The sequence below is a fragment of the Chitinophaga pollutisoli genome (assembly GCF_038396755.1).
Taxonomy (GTDB): domain Bacteria; phylum Bacteroidota; class Bacteroidia; order Chitinophagales; family Chitinophagaceae; genus Chitinophaga; species Chitinophaga pollutisoli.
The window spans coordinates 3,949,150-3,967,703 of sequence record NZ_CP149822.1; the positions used below are offsets into that span (position 1 = coordinate 3,949,150).

Annotated in this window: 15 protein-coding genes; 12 read left to right on the plus strand and 3 right to left on the minus strand. The window is 55.6% G+C overall.

What is annotated here, in order from left to right; all coding sequences use genetic code 11:
• The first annotated feature begins 436 nt into the window (after positions 1-436).
• From WJU16_RS16570 to WJU16_RS16595, 6 genes are all read left to right on the plus strand, one after another.
• Positions 437-1,036, plus strand: a complete 600-nt coding sequence (locus tag WJU16_RS16570) for an RNA polymerase sigma-70 factor (RefSeq protein ID WP_341834594.1) — start codon at positions 437-439, stop codon at positions 1,034-1,036.
• Positions 1,037-1,132: 96 nt separating this feature from the next.
• Positions 1,133-2,299 (plus strand): FecR domain-containing protein, encoded by a 1,167-nt coding sequence (locus WJU16_RS16575; RefSeq protein WP_341834595.1) that lies wholly within the window; start codon positions 1,133-1,135, stop codon positions 2,297-2,299.
• 190 nt (positions 2,300-2,489) lie between these two features.
• Positions 2,490-5,798 (plus strand): TonB-dependent receptor, encoded by a 3,309-nt coding sequence (locus tag WJU16_RS16580; protein ID WP_341834596.1) that lies wholly within the window; start codon positions 2,490-2,492, stop codon positions 5,796-5,798.
• Between the two features lie 27 nt (positions 5,799-5,825).
• Positions 5,826-7,406, plus strand: coding sequence for a RagB/SusD family nutrient uptake outer membrane protein (locus WJU16_RS16585; protein WP_341834597.1), 1,581 nt, complete (start codon positions 5,826-5,828; stop codon positions 7,404-7,406).
• A gap of 139 nt (positions 7,407-7,545) precedes the next feature.
• Positions 7,546-8,616: a carbohydrate-binding family 9-like protein gene (locus WJU16_RS16590; protein WP_341834598.1), complete on the plus strand. Its 1,071-nt coding sequence runs from the start codon at positions 7,546-7,548 to the stop codon at positions 8,614-8,616.
• The gene (locus tag WJU16_RS16595) at positions 8,609-9,691 is read left to right on the plus strand and encodes a family 10 glycosylhydrolase (RefSeq protein ID WP_341834599.1); all 1,083 of its coding nucleotides are present in this window, start codon (positions 8,609-8,611) and stop codon (positions 9,689-9,691) included. The genes WJU16_RS16590 and WJU16_RS16595 overlap by 8 nt, the downstream gene beginning before the upstream one ends.
• Before the next feature lie 17 nt (positions 9,692-9,708).
• Here the strand turns inward: WJU16_RS16595 and WJU16_RS16600 are convergent, their stop codons facing one another.
• On the minus strand, positions 9,709-10,368 hold the full coding sequence (locus tag WJU16_RS16600; protein ID WP_341834600.1) for a hypothetical protein: 660 nt from the start codon (positions 10,366-10,368) through the stop codon (positions 9,709-9,711).
• A 135-nt stretch (positions 10,369-10,503) separates the two neighbouring features.
• Between WJU16_RS16600 and WJU16_RS16605 the strand changes: the two genes are divergently transcribed.
• From WJU16_RS16605 to WJU16_RS16625, 5 genes are all read left to right on the plus strand, one after another.
• Positions 10,504-11,934 (plus strand): Gfo/Idh/MocA family oxidoreductase, encoded by a 1,431-nt coding sequence (locus WJU16_RS16605; RefSeq protein WP_341834601.1) that lies wholly within the window; start codon positions 10,504-10,506, stop codon positions 11,932-11,934.
• Between the two features lie 155 nt (positions 11,935-12,089).
• A complete protein-coding gene (locus WJU16_RS16610) occupies positions 12,090-12,335 on the plus strand; it encodes a hypothetical protein (RefSeq protein ID WP_341834602.1) in 246 nt (81 codons plus the stop codon).
• Positions 12,332-13,426 (plus strand): glycoside hydrolase family 2 TIM barrel-domain containing protein, encoded by a 1,095-nt coding sequence (locus WJU16_RS16615; RefSeq protein WP_341834603.1) that lies wholly within the window; start codon positions 12,332-12,334, stop codon positions 13,424-13,426. Before WJU16_RS16610 ends, WJU16_RS16615 begins: the two co-directional genes overlap by 4 nt.
• A 12-nt stretch (positions 13,427-13,438) precedes the next feature.
• Positions 13,439-14,638 carry a glycosyltransferase family 2 protein gene (locus WJU16_RS16620; RefSeq protein ID WP_341834604.1) on the plus strand — a complete coding sequence of 400 codons (1,200 nt, stop codon included), beginning with the start codon at positions 13,439-13,441 and terminating at the stop codon, positions 14,636-14,638.
• Positions 14,617-17,184 (plus strand): glycosyl hydrolase, encoded by a 2,568-nt coding sequence (locus WJU16_RS16625; protein WP_341834605.1) that lies wholly within the window; start codon positions 14,617-14,619, stop codon positions 17,182-17,184. The genes WJU16_RS16620 and WJU16_RS16625 overlap by 22 nt, the downstream gene beginning before the upstream one ends.
• Before the next feature lie 2 nt (positions 17,185-17,186).
• Here the strand turns inward: WJU16_RS16625 and WJU16_RS16630 are convergent, their stop codons facing one another.
• Together WJU16_RS16630 and WJU16_RS16635 are read right to left on the minus strand one after the other, a co-directional pair.
• Positions 17,187-17,414: a hypothetical protein gene (locus WJU16_RS16630; RefSeq protein ID WP_341834606.1), complete on the minus strand. Its 228-nt coding sequence runs from the start codon at positions 17,412-17,414 to the stop codon at positions 17,187-17,189.
• A 59-nt stretch (positions 17,415-17,473) separates the two neighbouring features.
• Complete coding sequence (locus tag WJU16_RS16635) at positions 17,474-17,911, minus strand: nuclear transport factor 2 family protein (protein ID WP_341834607.1); 438 nt, start codon at positions 17,909-17,911, stop codon at positions 17,474-17,476.
• 166 nt (positions 17,912-18,077) lie between these two features.
• Between WJU16_RS16635 and WJU16_RS16640 the strand changes: the two genes are divergently transcribed.
• Positions 18,078-18,551, plus strand: a complete 474-nt coding sequence (locus WJU16_RS16640) for a GNAT family N-acetyltransferase (protein ID WP_341834608.1) — start codon at positions 18,078-18,080, stop codon at positions 18,549-18,551.
• Positions 18,552-18,554 lie beyond the last annotated feature (3 nt).

An 18,554-nucleotide genomic window follows, 5' to 3' on the forward strand; every position in this document is an offset into this window, starting at 1 on the left:
CGTCAATCCCCTTGATAATCTTGCCTCCTGCAGTAAAGAGCCAAGTTTAAAATTTTCATAGCCTTCTTCAAACGCCTCGCGTTTTTGGCTTCCTCGTTTACCATATTCTTTATCAACAAATTCGTCGAGGGAAGTTAAATGGTTATTTGTTTTTCTGTTTCATAATCTCTTTTGATTCTCATTATCAAGAATCAATTTACTTTTTAACTGAATCGGTTTTTTTTGCCCAATAATTTTTGTGATGATATAATTGGGCAAAAGCGGTCTGTTTTAATTGTCATGATAAACCGAAAATTGTCATTTTGCGGGATGGATGATGGGAATGGGGTTGATAATCAGTCGCCTATTTATGCAATTCACCCGGAAAAAAGTTCTGCGGCAATTATTGAAATGTCGATAAATTTGTCTTGCTCAATTTTTAAGGGGATCACACACGTTGTCTACGTCTATTCAATACGAGAAAGAATGGCTGCACATGGCTGCAGATGGGGATGAACTGGCTTTTACCCATCTTTTTCACGCCTATAAGTTCAAGCTCTACGGTTTTATCGCCAGGCTGACCGGTTCTCCGGACACGGCGGAAGACGTGGTGCAAGACGTATTCCTTAAACTCTGGAAAGAGCGGAAGTCCCTCCGCGAAGTGGATGCCTTCGGCAGCTATTTGTTCCGCATGGCCCAGAACCACGCCATCAACGGCTTCCGGAAAATGGCCCGGGAAGAAGTGATGCGCAGGGAAATTTCCGCCGGAGACCTCCCCGCCTACAGCACCCCGCAATCCGAAATAGCCCTCAAAGAAACCCGGGAAATCCTTCATAAAGCCATTCAGCAGCTCCCGCCCCGGCAGAAGGCCATCTACCTCCTCAGCCGGGAGGAGGGCGTCAAGCATGAAGAAATCGCCAGGCGCCTCCGCATCACCACCGGCACCGTGAAAAACCACATGATCCAGGCACTGCGCACCCTGCGCGAACAACTCAGCCAGCACCCCCATTCCCTGGAAATTATCCTCCTTCCCTGCCTCGTGTTTCCTTTTTGTTAAATTTTTTTTCGGGGCGACTATGCCTATCCCTTTTACCAGGTGTCTTTATCTGTAGCAACGCTATGGCGGGCTCACGTTATTTAAATATTCAACCATATGTCTAACGCAAGGATCCACTATCTCGTCAACCGCTTTATGGAAGGGGCCTGTTCCGGCGATGAGCGCCGGGAGCTGGCGGAATGGGTGAACCAATCCGGATCCGATACCGCCGTTCAGGCCGTATTGGAAGAAGCCTGGCGTAATTACGAGCCCGCGGATGCCGACCGCCAGGCTGGCGCCGCCGCCATGGACCGCGTATATGCAAGACTATCGAAAGAAACGGACCGATCCCGCCACCACATCGCCTGGTGGAAGCCGGCCGCCGCCGCTGCCGTTTTATTGCTGGCGGGGCTGGGCATCTGGCAGGGAACGAAATCCCCGCCGCTGCCCATCGCCCAGGCGCAACAAGACCATACGGACGATGCCATGCCTGGCGGTGAAAAAGCAGTGCTTACCCTTTCCAATGGCCGGCAGATCGTGCTCGACAGCGCGGCCGATGGCCTCCTGGCGCAACAAGGCGGCGCTACGATCAATAAATTATCGAACGGGCAGCTGGTGTACGACGACGGCGAAGCGCCCGGAGCGGGAGAAGTGATGTACAATACCATGACGACCCCGCGCGGCGGCCAATACCGCCTCACCTTGCCCGACGGTACCAAAGCCTGGCTCAATTCCGCCTCCTCCGTCACTTTCCCCACCGCATTCGTGGAAAATACCCGCAGCATCAACATTACGGGCGAAGTATTCCTGGAAGTTGCCAGGGATGAGAAGAAACCCTTCACCGTGAAAGCCAACGGCGTCGAAATAGCCGTACTTGGCACGCATTTCAACGTTAATGCTTATCCGGAAGAAGGCGCCGTGCGCACCACGCTCATCGAAGGAAAGGTGAAAGTCTCCTCGGCCGCGGGCGCCCGCACCATAGCGCCCGGCGAACAGGTGCAGGCCGGCGCCGGAAAGCTGGAGGTACGCCGCAACGTGAACCTGGATGAAGTAACCGGCTGGAAAAACGGCCGGTTCGTATTCGAAGGAGCGTCCATCACCCAGGTTATGCACCAGCTTTCCCGCTGGTACGACATGGAAACGGATGGCGCCAACCCCGTCGACGACCGCTTCTACCTCGACGTCCCCCGCAGCAAGAAACTCTCCGACGTATTGAAAGCACTTGAACTTACAGGTAAAGTCAAATTCAAAATAGAAGGCAAAAAAATAATCGTTATGAAGTAAAAAAAGCCACGTAGATGGCGCCGGACAAAGAAAAACGCCCTGCCTGGTCCGCAGGGCGCCAATGCCTGAGCGTCGAAAAACAGTCCACTCTGATAGAAAGTTTATTGAATCACTCAAACTATGCAAATCTATGCATTTAAAGCTCCTTTGCGCCTTCTTGCCGGAAGGTATTAACAAAAAAATGCGGATAATGAAACTCACCGCTCTGCTCTTATTGTCGGCCTGCATGTGCGTGAGCGCCAAAACGCTCAGCCAGCAGGTAACCATATCCGAGAAAAACGCTCCCCTGGAAAAGGTGTTCCGGGAAATCAAGCGTCAGACCGGTTATTCATTCGTGTACACCGCCAAACAGCTCGAGAAAGCCGCGCCGGTTACGCTTGCCGTTAAAAACAGCCACATCCGCGAGGTGCTGGAAGCTTGTTTCCGGAATCAGCCGCTGGTGTACACCCTGCTCGACGATATGGTGATCGTGAAGGAGAAAATGCCTGCGATCCCCCGCTTCGACCTGCCCGACGCACCGCCGCCGGTAAAGGTGAAAGGGAAGATCGCCGACGAAAAAGGCCAGCCGCTCCCCGGCGCCAGCGTGCAGATCAAGGGCACGCAACGTGGAACGGTATCCGACGGGGAAGGGAACTTCCTGCTGGATGCCGAATCCGGACAAGTGCTCGTGATCTCGCTCATGGGTTTCGAATCCACAGAAATGCCCGTGGCCGAAAACATGAACGTACTCCTCAAAGTAAAACAATCCGACCTGGAAGCCGTTGTGGTGGTAGGTTATGGAACGCAGAAGAAAGTAAACCTCACCGGTTCGGTAGCTTCCGTCAGCTCCAAGCAACTCGCAGACCGCCCCGTGACCAGCGTCGCCAACGCGCTGCAAGGTACGATGGCCGGCGTAGCGGTAACGGCAGCCAGCAGCGGCCAGCCCGGTAAAGATGGCGGCATCATCCGCGTGCGCGGCATCGGTACCATGAACAACGCCAACGCCATGGTGGTGGTGGATGGTGTGATTTCATCCATGAACAATGTTAACCCTGACGATATCGAAACTATTTCCGTATTGAAAGACGCGGCTTCCGCGGCCATTTACGGCTCCCGCGCCGCCAACGGCGTGGTACTCATCACCACCAAGAAAGGCAAAAAAGGTGTTCCCCAGGTCGTGTTTAATTCCTACATCGGCAAGCAAAGCGCCACCGCGCTCCCCGACTTCCTGCCCTCCTGGCAGGCGGCTTCCCTGTATAATCAGGCACTCGTGAACGAAGGCGGCCAGCCCCGTTACTCTCAGGAAGAAATCAACAAGTTCCGCGACGGATCCGATCCTTATAAATATCCGAACACCGACTGGCTCGATATCGCCTACCAGGGCAGCGGCCTCCAGCAGAATTATTACCTCGGCGTAAGCGGCGGCACTGATAAAAGCCAGTACGCTTTCTCGCTCGGTATGTTCGACCAGGACGGCTTGATGGAAAAGACCAATTCCAAACGTTATACCACCCGTTTCAATATTTCGCAGCAAATCAACAGCCGCCTGACGCTCAACGGGAACCTGGCTTACACGCTGAGCCGCATGAAAGAACCGCAATCGAGCTACTCCGGCGTTCCCGCGTATACGCAGATCGTGCGCCAGTTCAACCGCATTTCACCCATTGTTCCTTATAAACATGCCAACGGCAAATACGGCTACATCGGCGACGGCAGTCCGGCCGCCTGGCTGGAATCCCCGAGCCTCCGGAACGAGGATTACAGTGATTTGTTAGGTAACGTGGGCGCAGACCTGGAGATCGTAAAAGGATTGCACTTCCGTCCGTCTTTGGCCATTACCCAGCGTTTCGGGCAAACGAAGGCATTCGTTTCCGAGATCCAGTATTACACCGCCAGCGGTTCCAAGGGCATGTACCAGGGCCCCACCAGCGTCACTGACGGGCAAACGACTAATATGGTCATCACGCACCAGGACCTGCTGGAATATGGCACTTCCTTCGGCAAGCATAACCTGAAAGCCCTCGCCGGGTATTTCCAGGAATATACCAAGTACACCTGGAACGAAGGGTTCCGCAAGAATCTCCTCAACAACGTGCTCGACCAGGTGAACCTCGGTTCCCCCGATGGCCAAACCGGCAAGGGGTATGCTTATGAAGGCGCGCTGCAATCATTCTTCGGCCGTATCAATTACGATTACGACGGCAAATATCTGCTCGAAGCCAATATCCGCCGCGACGGTTCGAGCCGCTTCAGCCCGAAGAACCGCTGGGGAACATTCCCTTCGTTCTCCGCAGGCTGGAACATCGACCGTGAGCAGTTCTTTATTCCGCTGAAAGAAGTAGTGAGCGCCCTGAAGCTGCGCGCTTCCTGGGGTGAGCTGGGCAACCAGACGATGAGCGACGATGCGGACTTCCCGTCTTCGCCCTACTATCGTTACCTGCCGATGTATTACACCAACCAGAACTACACCTTCGGCGGCCTGAGCCCCATCGTTGCGCCAGGTTTGGCCATGGTGAACGGTTACAACGCAGACATCCTCTGGGAAACCACGGCTGAGACGAACTTCGGCCTGGACGCGTCTCTCTTTGGCGGCAAGGTAACGCTGACGGCAGACTGGTTCAACAAGCGCACCCGCGACATCCTCATCGAAGTGCCCGTGGGCGCGGTATACGGTCTGGAGCCGCCTACCCAGAACGCCGGAATCGTGAGCAACAAAGGCTGGGAATTCACGGCAGGGTATAACGATAGCAAAGGCGATTTCTCCTACAGCGTAAATGCCAATGCTTCGTTCATCAAAAATAATATCGAGAAGTTCATTTCTCCGGGTCCCGACGGCTATACCATCCGCCAGGAAGGGTTGCCTATCAACGCACTGTGGGGTTATATCGCGGAAGGGCTTTTCCAGTCGAAGGAAGAAATCGCCGCACATGCGAAACAGGCGGTGAACACTGCGCCGGGTGATATCAAATACAAAGACCTCAACGGCGACGGGGAGATCAATACCAAAGACAAGACTTACATCGGCAATTATTATCCGAAGATGACGTATGGCCTTACCATGAACGGTTCCTGGAAGAATATCGATCTCACAATTTTCGTGCAGGGCGCGGCCGGTGTTAAAACCTACATCGACCAGGGCAAGATCGGCCAGATCAGCACTTCCGCAGGCAAGCCCACTTCCGGCATGCTCGACAGCTGGACGCCTGAGAACCGCGACGCATCGCTGCCCCGCGCGCTGTATACCTGGAAGATGAACGACCAGGCCAGCATGCCTTCGTCCTTCTGGGTCGACGACGCTTCGTACCTGCGCCTCAAGAACCTGCAGGTAGGGTATACTTTACCGAAAGCGTGGCTGGACCGGGTAGGGATCAAACGCGCGCGCCTTTTCTACAGCGGCCAGAATCTGCTTACGTTCAGCGGGCTGTACAAATGGATCGATCCGGAAGCGCCGAGCACCAGTTCGATTTACTACTACCCGCAGGTCAAAATCAACACATTGGGCCTGAACGTGACATTCTAAGGTTGGCATCACTTAAAAAAACTGAACATGAAAAAGAGCTTATTCATATTAACAGCGATCGCGGTGGGCAGCATCTTCTCGGCTTGTACCAAAGACTTCCTCGACCGGGAACCGCTGGATGCATATAACGACGAAAACATCTGGAGGAACGAAAACGACCTCCTTGCCGCTCTGAACGGCTGCTACAAAGGGTGGGAAGATATCTATAACATCATGTACATGGATTGTGCGACTGACAACGGGTACAACCAATGGCCCTGGGAAGGTTACACCAGCATCGGCAACGGTACGGTGACGGCTTCCGATGTGGATGCCGCCAACCGTTGGAACTACACCACCATCCAGAAGTGCAACACCTTCCTCGAGAATGCGGACAAGGCGGAAGCCGACGCGGCGAAGAAGGATCGTATGAAAGCGGAAGCCCGATTTCTGCGCGCGTATCAGTATTTCACTTTGACACAGCTATACGGCAACGTTCCGCTGGTAACAAAAACGGTTACCATGGCGGAAGCGAACACAATCAAACAAACCCCCATCGCGGAGGTGCGCCAGTTTATCCTGGATGAACTGGCGGCCATCGCGCCCCAGCTCGACGTGTCGTATTCCGGCAGCGATGTCGGCCGCATCACCCGTGGCGCCGCCCTCGCACTGCGCGCCCGTCTCAATCTTTACATGAAGAAATGGGACGACGCCATCACCGACAGCCGCGCCGTGATGCAACTCGGCTACAAGCTCGACACCAGCTACGCCAATGTTTTCCGCATCAAATTTGAAAATAATACCGAAGTAATCCTCGACGTGCAGTACATGGAAAACATCGTGCCCAACGAATGGCTGGGCATCATGCCTTCGCGCGGTTATGGTGGATGGGGTTCCGTAGTGCCTTCGCAGGCGCTGGTAGACGCTTATGAAATGGCAAATGGCAAACCGATCACCGATCCTGCTTCCGGTTATAACCCCGACGATCCGTACACCAACCGCGACCCGCGCCTGCAGGCCAGCATCGTTACCCCCGGCCAGCGCTACAACGGCAGGATTTACGATCCGCTGGACCCGGAATCCGAAGATTATTACCTGGGCGACAACAACTCCAAAACCGGCTACCTCTATAAAAAGTGGACCTCCGATTTCAGCGATTACGCCAATATCTGGAACACCGGCCTCAACGCCATCGTGATCCGTTACCCCGAAGTGCTGCTTACCTACGCCGAAGCGATGATCGAGAAAGGTACGATCGACAACACGGTATATGACGCGATCGACGAAGTGCGCAAACGCGCGAAGATGCCCGTTACCGACCGCACCGTGTATACCGGCCAGGTGAAAATGCGCGAACTGGTACGCCGCGAAAGAAGGGTGGAACTGGCGCTGGAAGGCCTTCGCTGGAACGACATTAAACGCTGGGAGATCGGGCCCGCTGTGCGCAACGGCAAACTGTTCGGGATGCGCACCGGCTCGGTGGACCCTGTAACGGGCAAACTCACACTCACCGGCGATCATGTGGAAGTGGAAAACCGTCTTTTCGACGCTTCGAAGAATTATGTGTGGCCCGTTCCGCAAAAAGAGCTGGATGTGAACAAGCACCTTGACCAGAATCCGAATTATTGATAAACCCCGTTAGTTGCTACTCTTTGTTACATGTAAGCCCGCCGGAACCGGCGGGTTTTTTTATGCCGCCGGTACATGAAAACAGCCGTATGTCCGCACGATAAGTTGACATCGGGCCGCATTTCCTATATTTAGTCCAATGCAGCGTTTCCAACAATATTTCATGTGGATGGCGGCCGCCCTGGCGATGGCGCCCCTGTTGTTGCGCGGCCAAAGCTTCACGGAGCAGTCGCGCGTATTCACCGATACACCCCGCCATTATGTTTGCCAGCGTGCTACCATGCCGCTTGTGATCGACGGCCGCGATACCGAGAATGCCTGGCAACAGGCGGAATGGACGGATGATTTCACCGACATCGAAGGCGCGAAGAAGCCCGCGCCGTTGTTCCGTACGCGGGTGAAAATGTTATGGGATGATGAAAAACTATACGTTTTCGCCGAACTGAAGGAACCGCACGTTTGGGCGACACTCCGGCAGGCCGATACTATTATTTATTACGACAATGATTTCGAAATGTTCCTCGACCCGCCGGGCAACTCGCGGGAATATTTCGAGATAGAAGTGAACGCCCATAACACGGTGATGGACCTGTTCATGCCGCGCGCTTACCGTGCGGGCGGAAAGGCCATGCTGTCGTGGGATGTGAAAGGACTGCAAACTGCGGTGCATGTGAAAGGAACGCTGAATAACCCCCGCGACAAGGATACTTCCTGGACGGTGGAAATGGCGATCCCTTTCCGCGCGCTCGCCGCTTATCATACCCGTTCCATTCCCCGCAACGGCGACACCTGGCGCGTGAATTTCTCGCGGGTGCAGTGGCAGTATGAGATCGAAGGAAATGCCTACCGCAAACGCCCGAAAACGCCGGAGTACAATTGGGTATGGTCGCCGCAGGGGATAGTAGACATGCACGCCCCCGAGCGCTGGGGCTTCCTGCAATTCTCGGCGCAGCCGGCGGGGGAGCGGGTTGCGTACAAAACACCGGAATACGTGGAAGCGGAAAAGTTCCTTTGGGAATTGTATTACCGCCAACATCAATACCGCCGCGCCAACGGCAAATACACAGCGGATTTGACCGCGCTGAAACTGGATAAGCATTCATTTGATTTTAATATGGAAGCCACCGGGCGGCAGTTCTCCGCTGTCATCCGGCAGGGCAGCAGAACTATCATCATCGATCACGAAGGAAAAATCATCCGATATGAATAAACGTCATTTTCTGAAGTCGCTCGGGCTGGGAAGCCTCGCGCTCGCAACACCGTCGCTGGCCATGGCTGGCATGCAGGGGGAAGCTAAAAAGATCGCCGGGCCGGTGCGCCACCGTATCTGGATCAACCCCAGCGCCAAAGATACCGACGCCGAACTGAAGAAACGTTACGCGGATTACCGTGCCGCGGGTATCGGGGTGATTTATTTCGAGGAAGACAGCGAGCGCCACTTCCGCGCCGCCAAAGCCGCCGGCATAGAAGCGCACCGCTGGTTCTGGACGATGAACCGCAACGAAAAGGAGCTCCGCGAACAGCATCCCGAACTGTTTTCCGTGAACCGGAAAGGCGAATCCTGCGCTACCAAACCGCCGTATGTGGGGTATTACCGCTTTCTCTGCCCGAACCAGCCCGGCACCTTGCAGTACCTGAAATCCAAAGCGGAAGAACAGGTGGCGAAGGATTATATCGACGGGCTGCATCTCGATTATGTCCGCTTCGTGGACGTGATCCTGCCCGTGAATTTGTGGGATAACTATAAAATTGATCAGTCGAAGGAATTGCCGGAGTACGACTTCTGCTACTGCAAAACCTGCCGCGATAAGTATGCCGGTATTTACGGGAAAGATCCGCTGGAAATGGAGCATCCCGATCAAAGCCCTTCCTGGCGCAAGTTCCGGTACGACAGTATCACGCACATCGTCCGCAATTTATCGGAGGTGGCCCACGCGAAAAAGAAACCCATTACGGCGGCGGTATTTCCCACGCCGGAGATCGCGAAGCGGATTGTGCGGCAGGATTGGGTAAACTGGCCCCTCGACGCCGTGTGTCCCATGATCTATCACGGTTTCTACCGCGAAGGTGTGCAATGGATCGGCGACGCGGTGGCGGAAGGGGTGAACGCCCTGAACGGGAAATTCCCGCTATACGCCGGCCTCTACCTGCCGGATTTCAACGGCAATCACGACGATATCCGCAAAGCCATCCGCCTCGCGCTCGACAACGGCGCGGCCGGCGCTTCCATTTTCGGATCCGTAACGCCGCAGCTCCTCGGCATCCTCCGCGAAACGGCGGGTTAACGTCGCTTACATCTCATTTACGGCGCCGGAGTCACCGCTTCCAGCTGCGTGAGCGCATCGCGGAACTGCCGGTTGCTCACCGAATCGAGGCGGTTGGCCGGGTTCGAAAGAAAAGTGTGGAGCGCCTGGCGATACTCTTCCCGGAAGGATTCGTTGGCAGGACTGGCAGATAGCTGGTTGCGGGCCTTGTCTACCAGCTCGCGGTTGGCGGCAATGATGCGCATCTTGCCGAAAGTAGATTCGTCGGCCATGATCACGATGTTTTCTTCGTAACCAGGAACGTAGCGCGTAACAAAGACTTGTCCGGCCGGAGGGATGAGCACTTCATTCCGGATGGGCCAGATAGGTGCCGACATGCTGGTGAAGGAGGTTTTCACATCTTTCCCCTGCGCTTTGGCAATCACCGCGTATTCGAAGATATATTGATCGTTGAGCGTGGAATTGGTTTGCGTGGCCTGGATCACGACGGCGGTTCCCGGAGTGCCCCAGGCCTGGAGGAACCAGGCGTTCAGCATGGAAGCCGTGAAGATATTGGCCATCGCCAAAAGGAATCCCGGAACGAGGAGCCACAAACGGCGGGTAAGCACGGCGATGCCGGCGAAGATGGCGAGAATGATAAAGAAAGACCAGGCCGGATGCTGGCTGAGAAAAAACAAAACTGCAGATATGGCTTTCATTTTTGTACGGTTTTTCGGTCAGTGAAGGACGCATTCCCCCGCGCCCGTGTAATTTTTTCTCCTTTCATGCAAAAACTGTGCGAATACTGGATTTTATTTCTGTATCTTGTTTTTGCAATCGAATGAAATTCTGATATGATGAACAACGACTATTCCCGGAGGAGGTTCCTCCAACAGGCCATGCTGGCCTCTGCAGCACTTGCCACGCCCGGTTTTTTGATGGCCCGCGGCATGGCAGCCCCCCGGAAGATCGGGGCCAACGAAAAAGTGAACCTGGCGGTGATCGGAATCGGTAACCGCGGCGGTGAAATCATCCGTGAATTGTATAAAACAGGCCTCTGCAACATCGTAGCACTTTGCGACGTGGATATGGGCGCTCCCCATACCCTGGAAATTATGAAAATGTTCCCGGACGTTCCCAGATTCCAGGATTTCCGTAAGATGTTCGACAAGATGGGCAAGCAAATCGATGCGGTGTCTGTCGGCGTCCCCGACTTCGCGCATTTCCCCATCACCATGATGGCTATCGGTCTCGGCATCCACGTATATGTGGAAAAACCGATGGCGCGTACTTTCCAGGAAGTGGAACTGATGATGAAAGCTGCCGCGAAAAACCCGAAAGTTGTTACCCAAATGGGCAACCAGGGCCACTCCGAAGCCAATTACTTCCAGTTCAAAGCCTGGACGGAAGCGGGCATCATCAAAGACGTGACCAACATCACCGCGCACATGAACTCGCCCCGCCGCTGGCACGGGTGGGATACGAATATCAAATCCTTCCCGAAAGCGGAACCCAAACCCGACACCCTCGACTGGGATGTTTGGCAGATGCAGACCAAAGGACATGAATATAATAAGGACTTCGTCAACGGCCAATGGCGTTGCTGGTTCGACTTTGGTATGGGCGCCCTCGGCGACTGGGGCGCGCACATCCTCGACACCGCGCATCAGTTCCTCGACCTGGGCCTGCCCACGGAAGTAAACCCCGTGAAGCTCACCGGGCATAATAATTTCTTCTACCCGACTTCAACGACCCTTTCCTTTAAATTCCCCGAGCGCCGGCAAATGCCCGCGGTGGAAATAATGTGGTACGACGGCGTTGATAACCTGCCCCCGATCCCGGCCGGCTACGGTGTTTCCGGCCTCGATCCGAACATCCCGCCGCCGAGCACCGGCGCCATCAAACCCGCGAAACTGAACCCGGGCAAGATCATCTACAGCAAAGACCTCACCTTCAAAGGCGGCTCCCACGCTTCCACGCTCTCCATCATCCCCGAAGAGAAAGCCAAAGCCATGGCGGGCAAGCTCCCCGAAGTGCAGAAGACGCCTTCCAACCACTACGCCAACTTCCTGCTGGCGTGCAAAGGCCAGGAAAAAGCGCGTTCTTCTTTCGATATCGCCGGGCCGCTCAGCCAGGTGTTCTGCCTAGGTGTGCTCGCGCAATGGACTGGCCGCAAGATCGAGTTCGACCGCGAGAAAAAGATTATCACCAACGACAAAAAAGCCAACCAGCTGCTCGTGGGCCCGCCCCCGCGCAAAGGTTGGGAACAATACTACAAAGTGTAACGCGCAGAGAGACGGCCCCCGGGCCGTCTCTCTCATTTCCGGGGCTCCGTATTCAAACGAGTAAGGCACCGGCGCAGGGGAGCCTGCCACACTACTGTAATGAGTAGTCTTTTGAGGCGTGCCAATGCGCTAATTTCCCGGTTGCAAAAACCGATATGCAGCTGCGGAGAATTTTGACATGGATAGGGGCCTTCGTGGCTTTGACGGCAGTAGCGGCCTGGGCGGTGCCATTGCTGAACGGCGGCATAGTGGCGGAACCTTTGCGCCACCGGGGCAAGGTGCATATCCGGAAAGACGGCGGGAAGTACACGCTCATCCGCAACGGCAAACCGTTTTTTGTGCAAGGCGCCTCCGGCCGGGGGACCTCGCCTTCCTCGCCGCATCCGGCGGAAATACTGTGAGAACTTACGACACCATCGGCCTCGCGGCCTTCCTCGACGAAGCGCAGCGCCTCGGCATCGCGGTGATCGCAGGGTTGCCGGTGCCTTCGAGCGCGTATGAAAAATTCTTTTACCGTAATGGAAAGAAGACGGATGCTTTATTGGAAAGCATCCGCAGCGCGGTACTGCGGTACCGGCATCATCCCGCGCTACTCATGTGGTGCCTGGGGAACGAGCCGGTGATGACGTGGAAGCCCGGGCACAAGGGGTTTTATTCCACCTTCAACCGCCTGCTCGCCACAATACACCAGCTCGATCCGGAACACCCCGTCACCACCACCATTCCCAATTTCAATATTGTCCAGATCTGGATGACGCGTCAAAAAGTGCCCGGCCTCGACCTGATTTCTTTCAATACATTCGGGCAGCTGAACAAGCTGAGCGCCCGGCTGGAGCGGTTTTCCCGTATTTGGGACGGGCCTTTCCTCGTGGCGGAATGGGGTACTCTCGGGCCCTGGGAATCCGACATCACAGCCTGGCAGGCGCCCGTCGAAAATACAAGTAGCAAGAAGGCCGAACAGTTGCGGAAGATGCACGCCGCTGATCTTCCCCTTCACAACCCCCGCTGCCTCGGCGCCCTCGCTTTCTACTGGGGCCACCGCCAGGAAGCCACCGGCACCTGGTTCAGCCTGTTCTCAGAATCCGGGCAGCCTACCGAATCAGTAGCCGCGCTCCGCGAAGTATGGGGAAAGCCCACGCACAACGACGCCTGGCCCAAAGTGAATTACATGCTGCTTGGCGGCAAAGGCGCCCGCGATAATATTTTACTTGCGTCCGGCGCGCAGTATACGGCCTCGCTGCTCCTGGATACCAGCAACACTGCGCTCATCGAAACCTTGCGGTGGCGCGTGGCGCAGGAAGACTGGTACCAATATCCCGGGCGGAGGAATCGTCCGCAGCCCCTGCTGGATACGGTTATCCGTGCGGTAGACGGGCTGGAGCTGGCTTTCGCGGTGCCGCGGCGGGGAGGTCCGTACCGGATTTTTGTGGAAGTCAATGCCCGGAACGGAAACATCGCCAACGCCAACACGCCATTTTATGTTGTTGAATAACCGATGGGGGATTTGAAACAAGCGCCACAACCCACCCGGAGCGATATGCTCTCGCTGCGCCTGATGATCGCCATCGGTACGCTGGGACTCTGCTTTTTCCTGTTTTGCCTGCTCAACCCCCTTCACATCGGGCATCCTGTGTTGTACTGGATGCTGGTGAGCGCTACGGTATTCTCCTGCCTGCGGGTGCTGCACGAATGGTATCATTACCTGTTCATCTCCATTCCCACACCTAAATCCGGGAATAAGCGGTTCACCGTCGATATCCTGACGACCTTCTGTCCGGGGGAGCCTTACGAAATGATCGTGGAAACCCTCGAAGCCATGCAGGCCGTCACCTACCCGCATACCTCCTGGCTCTGCGATGAAGCCGGTGACCCCTACCTGAAAGAAATCTGCCGTAAACTCGGCGTGCGGCACATAACGCGCAACCACCGCACCAACGCCAAGGCAGGTAACATCAATAACGCACTGCAATACGCCACCGGAGAACTTTGCGTGGTGCTCGACCCGGATCATATACCGGCGCCGAATCTCCTCGACCCCATCATTCCTTTCTTCAACGACGAAAAAATTGGTTATGTACAGATTGTGCAGGCGTATTACAACCTGGGCGACAGCCTGATCGCCAAAGGCGCGGCGCAGCAAACATTCCATTTCTACGGGCCGATGATGATGACCATGAACCGCTATGGAACCGTGCCCGCCATCGGGGCCAACTGCACGTTCAGACGCAGCGCGCTGGACGCCATCGGTGGGCATGCGGCGGGACTGGCGGAAGATATGCACACTGCGATGCAGCTGCACGCCAAAGGCTGGAAGTCCGCTTACCTGCCCGCGGTGCTCACGGAAGGAAGGGTGCCTTCGACACTTTCTGCCTATTACAAGCAACAACTGAAGTGGTCGCGCGGCTGCCTGGAATTGTTGTTCGTCACCTATCCGAAACTGTTTAAAAACTTCACCTGGGCGCAACGCTTCCATTACGGCACGGCTCCGCTGCATTATTTATCCGGCCTGATTTTCCTGTTGAACTTCATCGTGCCGGTGGTATCGCTTTCGATGGGGATTATTCCGTTTAAGATGGATCTCGTCTTATTTGGATTGGCGGGATTGCCTTTCCTGGTGAGTATCCTGGCTATCCGGCATTTTGTGCAGCAATGGGTAATGGGCCGGGGGAAAGGGGGAATCATGTGCTGGGGGGCTTCCTGCTGATCGGGACGTGGTGGGTGCACATCCTGGGATTGGTGTATACGGTCATCCGGAAGAAAGTACCCTACATCCCCACGCCGAAAGACGATCGTGAAAAAGACAACTGGCTGCTCAACCTGCCGAATATCGTGGTGGCAGCGTGTTCGCTTGCGGCGATCGTGTTTGGCTTGTACATCGACTGGAACCCTTACACCTGGATCATGGCGGGCATCGCGGGGATTAACTTCGCGGTGATGGTGTTCAATATCGCCATCAGCCGGCAGAAAGACGTGCAGGAGGTACGGGCGCGGTTCAGGGTGCTGCGCAATAGTTTTTCGTATTACAGAATGCTGAAACAATATTTCTGGAACTTCCGGCACGGCATTTACGCCGGGCTGCGGCAGTTCGCTTTCCCGATCATGTTGCTGATGGCCATTTCGACGCTGTATTTGTTCAGCAGCATGCGCCGTGGCAATGTTTCCGGAGGGTTGGGAGAACAGCGGGAGGAAGTTTTTTATACCGGTGTTTTCCAGCCTTCGGAACCGGGCGGCATTACGGAGAAAGCAGGGTGGGAAGATTTTCAGCGGCGCTTTGCCGTACATGCGGATATCGTTTCGGTGTACATTCCCTGGGGTGACGGGCCCCGGTCGGAAGTGCCGCTGCAACTGGCGGAAGCGATATACAGAAACGGCTCGTCGCCCATGATCACCTGGGAGCCCTGGGCTTCGGGGTTTACTTTTTCCGCCAACGATCCCGAGCTCAGCCGCGAAAGGAAGGTCATGGCCCGGATCGTGGCCGGCGTGTTCGACGGTTATGTGAGGAAATTCGCGCGGCAGGTGAAGGCGCTCAACCGGCCGGTGTTCCTGCGCTTCGCGCATGAGGCCGATAATCCTGGTTATCCCTGGTCTGCCACCGGTGGGAATACACCCGAAGAAATGAAAAACGCCTGGCGGCGTGTGCATGCCATTTTCCTCTCCGAACGCGCCTACAATGCCGTGTGGGTCTGGAACCCCTGGAAGCCCGAAGCTGTGGAGCCCTACTTCCCGGGCCGCAGGTACGTAGATTGGATCGGCGTAACGATGCTCAACTATGATTCGCTGGCCGCGGAAAAGGAATACGCATTCGCGGAATTGTATGCTCCCTTCCACCGCAAACCCATCTTCCGCTCCGGCCTCCCCGTAATGGTGGCGGAAGGCGGATCGTTGCGGACCGCCCACCAGCGTAAATGGATGGAGGACGCCGCACGCGCCATTTCCACGAGCTGCCGGGAGGTGCAGGCCTTCGTGGTTTTCCATTCCGCCTTCGACCGGAATGTACCGCCCGGCGCCGGCGTGCCCATGCTCGACTGGCGGATTGCCGACGCGGGAAATTTCTTCAGGGTCACCGGCGGAATTAAAAAAACAGGTGCCGCTCCCCTGAAGCAGTTGCGCTACATCACGCCGCCGGCGCCTGCGGTACGCCCCCGGTGGACCGACACGCTGCGCGGCATGGAGTACCAGAAAGGCGGCAACTGGTTCCGCAACCTGCATGCGCTTACGCGCGCGGAGGTGATACAGGATTTCCATGCGATGCGGGAAACGGGCGTTAATACCGTACGCCGCTACGGTCCCGGCGCATACGACCGCAACGTACTGGCCGCTGCGCGGGAATCGTCGCTGGGGTTGCATTACGGGTTCTGGCTCCCGCCCGTGTCCGACGCGGTTGCCGGGGAGGCGATGTTGCGGGAGAAGGCTGCGGAAATCGTTGCGGAAGTGAAGCGGTTGAGGCTTCATCCCGAAATCAAAGCCTGGAGTATTGCCAACACGTCTTTCAAATTCCTGCAATACCGTTTCGTGAAACCCGGTTACCTCTACCAGCAAAAAGCCTATACGCAATGGCTGCGGCAGCTGGTACAGGAAATCCGGAAGGCGGATGCTTCCCGCCCGGTGACCATCGATGTGGACGCAAACAGCCAGATAGCGGGGCTTTTGCAATACCTGTACGATGAAATTCCGCAGGTTGCTGCGTTTGGCGTGGTACTGCCGCCCGACGGCGAAGGGCTCGTGCAGCTGGCAGATGTAACGGCGCCGTATTTTATCAGCCGCGCACCGGTAAGTTTATATGCTACGGCAGGACCAACGCGCAACGGGGTTTTCATTACTTCCTGGCAAGATGAAGAAGCCACCAACCGCATAACTTTCGACGGGCTGTTGGATACCGACGGCCGCCGGAAACCGGACTGGCACCGGTTGCACGCGATCTGGAAAGGCGGCGGGGAAAAGGAGTCCGTGCCGGAGATCAGCATCCTGCGGCCCGCCATAGCAGCGCGGGAAGGCAAAACGCTGGAATACCGCGCGCTGCTCCGGGAAAACGGGAACTGGCAATATGCTTCTGAGGGTGATATTGCTTTTGAGTGGAGCCTCGTGCGGCTGGACCGGCAAGGGAAAGCCATCCGGCGGGACAAATTGGGCAATGGCGCGGTGATCCGTGTGGAGATACCTTTCAACCCGGCATCGTACCGGTTGCATGTGTCTGCAGCAAGGGGAGGTGATGTGTCTGTAGCGATGGCAACGCTCAACACGCCCTTGTGAGCTCAGCTCAGGCGTGCCGCGTAATTCTTTTTCACGAATTGATTGATGAACGTGTTTAACCCGAGGCCCTTCCGGGCGAGGGATTTCATTTCTTCCACCGGCGCAACGCCCGGCACTATGTAATTGTAATGATACGCTGTACCGTCTTTAAAGTGGACATTGATATACCGCTCGTCAATTTCATAATACCGGACGCCGGAAACGCCGCTGAGATTTTTGTACGGCTGCATGAAGACGTGGTTTTGGTGTGAATAATAGATACCGGGAGGGAATGGAAGGGTGAAAAAATTCACTTTCCGTCGAGCCGGGTTACATGCGCCGCGATGGCTATCCAGCGGCCGTCGCGCTTTTCGTAGACATCCATATAGTTGTTTTTGACGGTTGTTTCTTTCCCGTTTTGGGTCATGGTGAATTCCACCACGGCCACCACGATCCCGATATTTCCTTTCACGGTGATCTCCACATTGTCGATCATGGCGGAGGTAATGGGCATGGCGGGTTTCGCTACATTTTTGATGAGGTCTTTTTTGCTGATGCGCGCGCCGGCAGCGTTGATCATCACGAGATCATCGGCCACGATGCGGTGGATGGTGGCGGTATCTTTTTCAGGGTACGCCTGGATCCAGTCGGCATTGTGGTTGCGGAGGGCGTTGTGGTCTGCGTCTTGCGCACGGGCGGATAAAACGGAGAGCAGTGAAAAGGCGGCAAGCAGGATGGGGAGTTGCATAACAGGGGATTTAACTGGAATTATTCACTGAATGTACGAAATTCCCCTGCATCCGGGAGGTATTTTTCTTGATAAAATAGAATTTAAATAACTGATTATCAAAGCATTAAAACCCTTCATCAAATTAGTTGACAAAAGCAACTATATTTTGTAGATTTGAAGCACCATGCAAGCAGCCATTACTTTCCAAACCGCCACTACGCCGGAACAATACCAATCCGCTTGTGGTATTTTCCGTGCTTACGCCCGGTCGCTGGATTTTGACTTGCAATTCCAGGGTTTTGAGGCGGAACTGGAGCATATCCATGAGCAATACGGCGCCCCGGATGGCGCACTCATCCTGGCTTACAACGGCAACCGGGTAGTGGGTTGCATCGCGGTGCGGAAATTTGCCGAAGGGGAATCCGAACTGAAAAGGATGTTCGTGCTCCCGGAGTTCCGCGGCCACCGGCTAGGCGAAACCCTGCTCCAGCAAGCCCTCGGGGCCGCCAAAGCCCTGGGCTACCGCAATGTCAAACTGGATACCCTGCCCAATATGACCTCCGCCATCAAACTCTACGAAGCGCATGGCTTCAAAAAAATCGCGCCTTACAGGTTCAATCCCATGCAAGGCGCGATCTTTATGGAAGCGGATCTGTAAACT

What these genes read in the sequence shown, in the direction of transcription:
- WJU16_RS16575 (WP_341834595.1), top strand. Translation starts at nt 1,133, where the DNA reads ATGTCTAACGCAAGGATCCACTATCTCGTCAACCGCTTTATGGAAGGG.
- WJU16_RS16585 (WP_341834597.1), top strand. Translation starts at nt 5,826, where the DNA reads ATGAAAAAGAGCTTATTCATATTAACAGCGATCGCGGTGGGCAGCATC.
- WJU16_RS16580 (WP_341834596.1), top strand. Translation starts at nt 2,490, where the DNA reads ATGAAACTCACCGCTCTGCTCTTATTGTCGGCCTGCATGTGCGTGAGC.
- WJU16_RS16605 (WP_341834601.1), top strand. Translation starts at nt 10,504, where the DNA reads ATGATGAACAACGACTATTCCCGGAGGAGGTTCCTCCAACAGGCCATG.
- WJU16_RS16630 (WP_341834606.1), bottom strand. Translation starts at nt 17,414, where the DNA reads ATGCAGCCGTACAAAAATCTCAGCGGCGTTTCCGGCGTCCGGTATTAT.
- WJU16_RS16590 (WP_341834598.1), top strand. Translation starts at nt 7,546, where the DNA reads ATGCAGCGTTTCCAACAATATTTCATGTGGATGGCGGCCGCCCTGGCG.
- WJU16_RS16595 (WP_341834599.1), top strand. Translation starts at nt 8,609, where the DNA reads ATGAATAAACGTCATTTTCTGAAGTCGCTCGGGCTGGGAAGCCTCGCG.
- WJU16_RS16635 (WP_341834607.1), bottom strand. Translation starts at nt 17,911, where the DNA reads ATGCAACTCCCCATCCTGCTTGCCGCCTTTTCACTGCTCTCCGTTTTA.
- WJU16_RS16610 (WP_341834602.1), top strand. Translation starts at nt 12,090, where the DNA reads ATGCAGCTGCGGAGAATTTTGACATGGATAGGGGCCTTCGTGGCTTTG.
- WJU16_RS16600 (WP_341834600.1), bottom strand. Translation starts at nt 10,368, where the DNA reads ATGAAAGCCATATCTGCAGTTTTGTTTTTTCTCAGCCAGCATCCGGCC.
- WJU16_RS16640 (WP_341834608.1), top strand. Translation starts at nt 18,078, where the DNA reads ATGCAAGCAGCCATTACTTTCCAAACCGCCACTACGCCGGAACAATAC.